At 40.9% G+C, this 8,033-nt stretch carries 7 protein-coding genes and 1 rRNA gene; all 8 read right to left on the reverse strand.

Annotated elements, in window-relative coordinates; translation table 11 throughout:
• Positions 1–100 precede the first annotated feature (100 nt).
• The gene (gene cls, locus HX021_RS08955; RefSeq protein WP_286589840.1) at positions 101–1,564 is read right to left on the reverse strand and encodes a cardiolipin synthase; all 1,464 of its coding nucleotides are present in this window, start codon (positions 1,562–1,564) and stop codon (positions 101–103) included.
• A gap of 55 nt (positions 1,565–1,619) precedes the next feature.
• Positions 1,620–2,309 (reverse strand): sulfite exporter TauE/SafE family protein, encoded by a 690-nt coding sequence (locus HX021_RS08960; RefSeq protein WP_286589841.1) that lies wholly within the window; start codon positions 2,307–2,309, stop codon positions 1,620–1,622.
• Positions 2,310–2,319: 10 nt separating this feature from the next.
• Positions 2,320–2,742: a FixH family protein gene (locus HX021_RS08965; protein ID WP_286589842.1), complete on the reverse strand. Its 423-nt coding sequence runs from the start codon at positions 2,740–2,742 to the stop codon at positions 2,320–2,322.
• Between the two features lie 11 nt (positions 2,743–2,753).
• Positions 2,754–4,142, reverse strand: a complete 1,389-nt coding sequence (ccoG, locus tag HX021_RS08970; RefSeq protein ID WP_286589843.1) for a cytochrome c oxidase accessory protein CcoG — start codon at positions 4,140–4,142, stop codon at positions 2,754–2,756.
• A gap of 13 nt (positions 4,143–4,155) precedes the next feature.
• Complete coding sequence (locus HX021_RS08975; RefSeq protein ID WP_286589844.1) at positions 4,156–5,052, reverse strand: cbb3-type cytochrome c oxidase N-terminal domain-containing protein; 897 nt, start codon at positions 5,050–5,052, stop codon at positions 4,156–4,158.
• A gap of 3 nt (positions 5,053–5,055) precedes the next feature.
• Positions 5,056–5,253, reverse strand: a complete 198-nt coding sequence (locus HX021_RS08980) for a hypothetical protein (protein ID WP_286589845.1) — start codon at positions 5,251–5,253, stop codon at positions 5,056–5,058.
• A 4-nt stretch (positions 5,254–5,257) separates the two neighbouring features.
• Positions 5,258–7,396, reverse strand: a complete 2,139-nt coding sequence (gene ccoN / locus HX021_RS08985; protein WP_286589847.1) for a cytochrome-c oxidase, cbb3-type subunit I — start codon at positions 7,394–7,396, stop codon at positions 5,258–5,260.
• A 338-nt stretch (positions 7,397–7,734) separates the two neighbouring features.
• Positions 7,735–7,846 (reverse strand): 5S ribosomal RNA (gene rrf, locus HX021_RS08990).
• Positions 7,847–8,033: the final 187 nt, after the last annotated feature.

The raw sequence follows: 8,033 nt of genomic DNA on the forward strand, positions 1-8,033 counted from the left end.
AAAAGAATAGCTAAATATATTCAATTTTAAGCAAAGACCAATCCTGTCTGGTGATTTTTAACATTTATTATCCCCCGTGAACTGGGATTCCTTAAATTCACTAAAGCAATGGAGCCAATAGTCTACAGATCGAATCCACTCCCCTTTTCCATTTGCTTCTCTGCATCCATTTACGCATTGTGATCAGGTCGGAAGCTTCAATATCTTCCAGAAATTGTGCGCTAAGGCGCTCACAGAGTTCTTTATCGGATACGATACCCGATATTTCAAAATTGATATAAAAACTTCTTATATCCAGATTAGTGGTCCCGATATAGGCCAGTTTCCCATCGATACAGATCGTTTTGGCATGAAGAAATCCTTTTGTGTATAGGTATACATTTACTCCCCGTTCGAGCAAGGGTTTTATAAAAGAAAAAGAAGCATGCTGTACAAAAAATGAATCCGATTGGGCCGGTAACATCAGGTCTACCCGTACCCCGGACGAAACAGCCAACATCAATGCTGTGGTCAACTGATCACTGGGTATAAAGTAAGGCGTACATAATTGCACATATTCCTTCGCTTCATTGATACCAGCAATAATAGCTTCCATATTGAAAGGAGCCGGTGAGCCCGGATCACTTGCGGTAAATCCTACTCCACTAGCATCTTCCTCGGAAATGGGGAACCTGTTCAGATACCCACGTCCCAATTCAAAGGGCTCCGCATCAGTCTGGTTCCAGCTATTCCAAAATTGGATTTGTAGGGTATTCACCGCTGCACCTACAATCATCATGGCTGTATCGCGCCAGTAAATCTCATTTTTCCCATTATTGATATACCGGTCTGAAATATTGATCCCCCCCACAAAACCGATGGAACCATCTATGACAGCAATCTTTCGGTGGTTTCTATAATTGCTGTTCGCCAGTGAAGTAAAGGTGACTGGAAGAAATGCTTGAAACGGAAAGTCGGGTTTATGTTTATAAAGATATTTTATCACATCAGGGGCCCCAAAGCTATCCAATATTAATCGTACCGAAACACCTGATTTGGCTTTATCTTCCAAAATATGCAATATCTCTCTCCCTATTTCATCCATTTCCCAGATATAATATTCCATATGAATGGAATGCTTTGCAGCTTTTAATTTTTCAATGAAAACAGGAAACTTTTCCTCCCCATTAATAAATAGCGATACCTCATTATTTAAGGAAAATGTGGATATTTTTTGATTTTTAAGATAACGATACACCATTGCCAGACTTCCTATGCGTTCATTCAGTGTATCGATATGTTCTTCCATGATTTCCGATTCCTTACGCCAGGCATCAAGGAGCTTTTTAGATTGCTCACGATACATCCGTTTCATCCGTTTCACTTTCTTAAACTTCTGTCCAAAGAAATAGTAGATGAGCAGGCCTATCACCGGTAAAAACACGATCACCATGATCCAGGCGATAGTTTTAGCCGGGTTACGGTTTTCAATGAGAATCGTTCCAATAACACCAATATATAAGACGAGTAAAGGAACCCAATAATATTGCAATGCAATTTTTAAAATATGATGAAGTACCTCCATATCATGCGTTCGGTTTGATACCAAATATAATACTTCGCCCTGACAAATTGTTTGATCAGGCACAGTTTATCGCACCATCGATATGGATAAGTGGGCTCAAATAAGGAATATCTAGATTTGCTCCACGGAGTATAAACCAGACCCCCAATAGAAAATATAGAAAGGGGATCCATTTAGAAAACCTGATCTTGAAAGATCTGGAAAAATTGCCGAGAAAGGAAAATAAAAATAACAAGGGAATGGTCCCCAGGCCAAAGCATAGCATAAATAAAAAACTCTGTTGTGGGCTCGCTGCGTTCATGGAGGACATGAGTGCCATATACACCATACCGCAAGGTAGTAAACCATTTAATACGCCAGCAATAAAACTACCTCCTGGTCGATATAACCATTTGGAAAGCAAACTTACAATTGGCTGAACTGCCTTTGTCTGCCATCCGGCGATTGTTTGATAATTTTTTCCCAAAATCTGAAATATGGCGATCAATAACAAAATGCCCCCCGTTATCCAGCTTAATGATCTTTGCCAGCCCTGTATCTGGGCAAAATTACCTATCGTTCCAATCAAAAATCCCAAAAGTCCATAGGTCAAAATCCGTCCTAATTGATAGAAAAGCTTATTCAGAAAAACAGTCCAGCCAAGTCCCTGTCTGCCTTCAATCGCAAAAATCAAGGGACCACACATCACTGCACAATGTATACTTCCAAACAATCCCATAAAAAATGCGAAATAAGTATAACTCATTGCTTTGGATTTAAAATAAAATATGCTCTTCAAACAGAAAGTCCTTACCCACGCTTTTCCAGTCTATATACAGATTCCACATCCCCTTGTCAAAGGTAGATATGGGTAATGTATAAAGATTATTCGTTGTTTGAAAAGGTAGTTCCTTATCCAATCGACCGTCGGATGGTTTTCGAAACAGTAATTTACCCTGATTTACCTTGGACACAAAGTGTATATATAATGTATCCTGTTTAATTTCAATTGCCGGTGCTTCCTGCATGCTTAGCACATTCTGTTTCTTTTCGTAAGCCAGGTCATAATTCAATCCCTGTTCATAATAGTCCTCTTCTTCTAGACTATCAGAATCATGACTGACCATATAAATCCCTGCCCCTACGATGCATAACATAAATACAGCCAGACTTAAAAAAATTTTTGTACCCCAATTCATTCACATTCATTTTAATTCATTCCCGGAGGGGCAATAAAAGTCGTCTTTAGACTTTCTATTTTTTTATCCCCCGAGTAGATGGATAATTTAACATTACTTTTATACGTTTCGACATCTTTATTGGCGATGATGAGAAAGAAACTTAAGGTAGCGTGTCCATCCTTGTTAAGCTTCTGAATAGGATTGACCACCTGAAGTTTCAATTTAGGATCATCAGATACCAGCTTAAATGGCATTTCCTTTCCTGATTTATTAATTAGTTCGAGCGAATAGAGATTACTGATCGTTTTATCATCCCGAAGCTGATATGTACTTCCTTTTGCCCGTAGCAATCTTCCATCAACCTGTGCGCGATTGAACAACAAGAAGCCGAAGACAGTCATCAACAGTATCAAAACAATAGAATAAGCGACGGTGCGTGTATTATTCTTTTTCTTGAGCGTACCTTCAATCTCACCCATCGGATAAAAACCGATTAACTTTTTGGGCTTTCCGATTTTTTCCATGACAGCATCACAAGCATCGATACAGGCAGTACAGCTCACACATTCTAGCTGTAAACCTTTCCGGATATCAATACCGGTAGGACATACATGGACACAGAGCTTACAATCCACACAGTCTCCCTGTGAAACTGTGGCATTCCTTTGCTGCTTTCCCCTAGGCTCGCCGCGTCTGTGGTCATAGGCAACTGTTATACTCTGATCATCCAAAAGTACCCCCTGTAATCTGCCATAAGGACAGATAGCGATACAAACAATCTCCCTGACATAGGCAAATACGCCATAAAAGACCAGAGTAAATATAATAATCGAAATGAGGCCGCCGATATGTTGGTCCATTGGATCTGTAATGATTTGGATCAATGCATCCGAACCAATGATATAAGCCAGGAAAATATTTGAAATAAAAAAAGAAATAAGCAGAAATATGCCATGTTTCAACACTTTTTTAAATTGTTTTTGATCCGTATTGGGTCCAGCATTCAGTTTTTTCTGTTGCTGCCAGTCTCCTTCAATCCAATATTCAATCCGCCTAAATATCAACTCAAGAAAAATGGTCTGTGGACATGCCCATCCACACCAAACGCGGCCAAATACCACTGTAAAAAGGACCACACAGACCATCGCGATCAACATACCGAAAACAAATATGTAGAGATCCTGCGGATAAAAGAGATTACCCAATATGGAAAATTTCCTATCAATAATGTTAAACATCAAGAAAGGCTCACCATTGACTTTAATAAACGGAGCGACAAATAAGAACAGTAGTAGCGAATATCCAAACCACTGTCTCCTTGTATAAAGCTCTCCTTGCGGTTTCTTGGCATAGATCCATTCTCTTTTTTTCGATTTAGACCCACCATTATCGGCATCATTAACTACTACTGTACTCATTTCAATCTTGGATTTATTGTTCTGTTTTTTTATCTACCGCATTGTCAACAGCCGTCGTTTCGGCAGCTTCCGTGCTACCGTAGCTGACCTCCTCTCCTTGAGGCTCTTTTGGATTCGCTGGCTTGGTATCTCTTAATGTGACAATATAACTCGCAACTTGAGCTATTTGCGCAGGACTCAAGGTCTGCTCCCATGGCACCATTCCCTTATCAGGGACACCATATTTGATGGTTTTGAACACATCCTTAATCTCACCACCATGCAACCAGAACTTATCGGTCAAATTGGGTCCGATTCCTCCCTCGCCGTTCCCACCATGACAGGCCACACAGTTGGCTGCAAATATTGCTTTTCCTTCCGCGGCCATTTCAGGTTGGAATTCTACCGTACTTTCATCGACATTACTTGCTGAAGCTGCTAAATATGCTTGTCTTTCTTTTTCAGCCACAACCATTTCATGCGCATACTCCTGATCTTGGTTCATACCTAGCCCAGAAACCTGGTAGATAAATAAATAAACAAGTCCAAAAAAGATCGTCCCATAGAACAGGAAGTTAAACCAGATGGGAATTGGATTATCGAGTTCGCGGATACCGTCATACTCATGATCAATGACAATATCTTTTTCCTCCGAGATCGGTCTGATGCCCATCATTTTGTTCCACGAGCGTTTTAGCCACCCCTTATTGGCCAGTCTCCTGGCCGCCTCTTCGTTGACCAGTTCTGGCATAGTAATCCTGATGATGGATTTCATTGCCCGATTGACCATCAGTGCCGAGGCAAGGAGCGCCAACATCACGATAATCAATACAACAATTAAGATATCCGTGTATAAATTATTTGAACCAAACCCAAGGGTCGACTCTACGACTTCCACAGAGGCAGGTACAGTATCTAATAATAAACTCATATGCTATAGACTTTCAGGTGAATGATTCATTTCCTTCTCAGTTTCATCTTCTTCCAAAGGTAGTTCCTTCATATAGGTGACATAGTCCTTTTTCATCCGAAACAACATAATTGCAACCGAGATGAAGAAGATCAGGAATATCCAAAGTGACACGATAAGATAAAGCTCACTTCCGTTTAGATTTGTTATTTGTTTAAACATGATTCTACTGATTTGCGTTAACATCCCCAGCTACTTTCGGAGCTGCTTTAATATCTGTTCCAAGTCGTTGTAGGTAAGCTATTACGGCAATGATTTCACGGTCTGCTAATACATTAACCTGATTTTGCTTTAGATCGTCCGCAATTTTCTGGGCTTGTTTATTTAAATCCCGTTCCGCTCCTTCTATCGCGGCATCTGTATAGGGGATTCCCAATTTGCGCAGTGTTCTCATCTTTTCTTTCAGAATGGAATTATCCAACTTCTGATCAATCAACCATGGATAAGAGGGCATAATACTTCCCGGAGAGGTGATGGTTGGATCCAGCAGGTGGTCAAAATGCCATTTATTCGGATATTTCGAACCTATACGATGCAGATCAGGCCCAGTCCGTTTCGATCCCCATAAGAACGGTGTATCGTATACATATTCACCAGCTTTGCTATACTCCCCATATCGGGCAGTTTCAGACCGGAATGGCCGTATACTTTGGGTATGACAGTTCACACAGCCCTCCCTCACATAGAGATCCCGACCTTGGAGCTCCAGCGCTGTATAAGGTTTCACGCTGCTGATAGTAGGAACATTTTTTGAAATCGTAAACGTTGGTATCATTTCCACCATACCACCGATTAGGATTGCAATGAGTGCCAGTACCATAAATAATATCGGTTTGCGCTCGATACGACGGTGTTTGGATTGCTCATTGACTTGAACCGGCAACAAAGCAGGAGCTTCGGCAGGCTCATTTGCCAGCAGTTTACCTTTCTGCATTGTTTTGACCAAATTGAACGTCATCAATAATGCCCCGGATAAATAAAGAGCTCCACCCAAAGCCCGCATCATATGCATGGGTAAGATTTCCAATGTTGTCGCCAGGAAGTTTGGATATTTCAAGACCCCTTCTGGTGTAAATTCTTTCCACATCAGGCCTTGTACTACTGCTGCCCAATACATGGGAATGGCATAAAACAAAATCCCCAGTGTGCCAATCCAAAAATGTGTCGATGCTAACTTTTTAGAATAGAGCTCAGTTTTATAAATACGCGGGATCAACCAATATAAAATACCGAATGTCATAAATCCATTCCATCCTAAAGCGCCCACGTGAACGTGTGCAACGATCCAATCCGTAAAGTGCGCAATCGCGTTCACTTGTTTTAATGACAGCATCGGTCCCTCAAAAGTTGCCATACCATAACAGGTTAAGGCTACCACCATAAATTTCAGCATTGGTTCGGTCCGTACCTTGTCCCATGCACCGCGCAAAGTCAACAAGCCATTGATCATCCCGCCCCAGCTTGGAGCAATCAGCATGATTGAGAAAACAACCCCCAATGACTGTACCCAACCTGGTAAAGCTGTATACAACAAATGATGAGGTCCTGCCCAGATGTAAATAAAGATCAGTGACCAGAAATGGAGAATACTTAATTTATAGGAGTATACAGGGCGATTGGCCATTTTCGGAAGAAAATAGTACATCATCCCTAAATAAGGTGTTGTCAAAAAGAAAGCAACTGCATTATGACCATACCACCATTGTACAAGTGCATCCTGAACACCTTTGTACACATAATAGCTTTTCCACCCGGCCACTGGAAGTTGAATGGAATTGACAATATGCAATACAGCCACGGTCACAAAAGTTGCAATATAAAACCAGACAGCTACATACATATGGCGCTCTCGCCTTTTGATAATCGTACCAAACATATTGATTCCAAATACGACCCAGATCAGTGTAATGGCAATATCAATTGGCCATTCCATTTCGGCATACTCATGGCTGGAGGTAAGCCCCAATGGCAATGTTATTGCTGAGGCTACAATAATTAATTGCCAGCCCCAAAAATGGATCTTGCTTAAAGCATCACTAAACATCCGTGCTTTAAGTACCCGTTGTAAGGAGTAATAAGCTCCCATAAAAATACCGTTACCGACGAAGGCAAAAATCACAGCATTGGTATGTACTGGGCGTACACGGCCAAAAGTGGTAAATTGCAATCCGAAATTCATCTGAGGCCAAACAAGCTGCGTTGCCACAAGCAATCCTATGGTCATACCAACTATCCCCCAAATAATGGTAGCGATTCCGAAATTTCTGACAATCTTGTTGTCGTAATTAAATTGCTCTAACTGCATTACTTAAATTGTTGATTCTGAATCAAAAGTAAGCAGCATTTTATGACAATCTAATGATTTACAATGCGTACAAAAGTGATGTGCATCACTTTATGAAAATAGGCCGTCATCTTTAAAAACAGTAATTTCCTGTTGGCTATAAGTCATTTAGCTCCATCAGTCAGCATGAATGCACACATTCAGCCCAAATCTCCAAAATAAAGTGATAGTGGTCACTTTATTGGCTTTCGGATATTGTTTCGGCAGTTTAACAGCCCGATGAGTATATTTTTACACGGGAATAAGGAGGAGAAACGCAAGAAGCCCTTGACTGTTTCCAGCAAGGGCTTCTGTGTAAAAAAAGGCACCGACCTACTCTCCCACCTGTTACGGCAATACCATCGGCTCTGGCGGGCTTGACTGCTCTGTTCGGAATGGGAAGAGGTAGACACCGCCGATATAGGCACCTAAAGTTTTTTTATAGATTTAAAGTATCTAGACATCAGTATTTAGACTTCCCTGTGAAAGTTTATACCAATCCGATAGCTCAAACCATATTGACATATATACTGAAAGAGATTTTCAAAAATTAAAGAGGAAGACAACAGTGTCTGTCTGCTTGAGAAAGCTTCGGGCTATTAGTACCACTCGGCTTTGG

This window comes from Sphingobacterium sp. N143 (assembly GCF_030325625.1).
Lineage (GTDB): Bacteria > Bacteroidota > Bacteroidia > Sphingobacteriales > Sphingobacteriaceae > Sphingobacterium.

What these genes read in the sequence shown, in the direction of transcription:
- HX021_RS08965 (WP_286589842.1), bottom strand. Translation starts at nt 2,742, where the DNA reads ATGAATTGGGGTACAAAAATTTTTTTAAGTCTGGCTGTATTTATGTTA.
- ccoN (WP_286589847.1), bottom strand. Translation starts at nt 7,396, where the DNA reads ATGCAGTTAGAGCAATTTAATTACGACAACAAGATTGTCAGAAATTTC.
- HX021_RS08960 (WP_286589841.1), bottom strand. Translation starts at nt 2,309, where the DNA reads ATGAGTTATACTTATTTCGCATTTTTTATGGGATTGTTTGGAAGTATA.
- HX021_RS08975 (WP_286589844.1), bottom strand. Translation starts at nt 5,052, where the DNA reads ATGAGTTTATTATTAGATACTGTACCTGCCTCTGTGGAAGTCGTAGAG.
- cls (WP_286589840.1), bottom strand. Translation starts at nt 1,564, where the DNA reads ATGGAGGTACTTCATCATATTTTAAAAATTGCATTGCAATATTATTGG.
- HX021_RS08980 (WP_286589845.1), bottom strand. Translation starts at nt 5,253, where the DNA reads ATGTTTAAACAAATAACAAATCTAAACGGAAGTGAGCTTTATCTTATC.
- ccoG (WP_286589843.1), bottom strand. Translation starts at nt 4,142, where the DNA reads ATGAGTACAGTAGTAGTTAATGATGCCGATAATGGTGGGTCTAAATCG.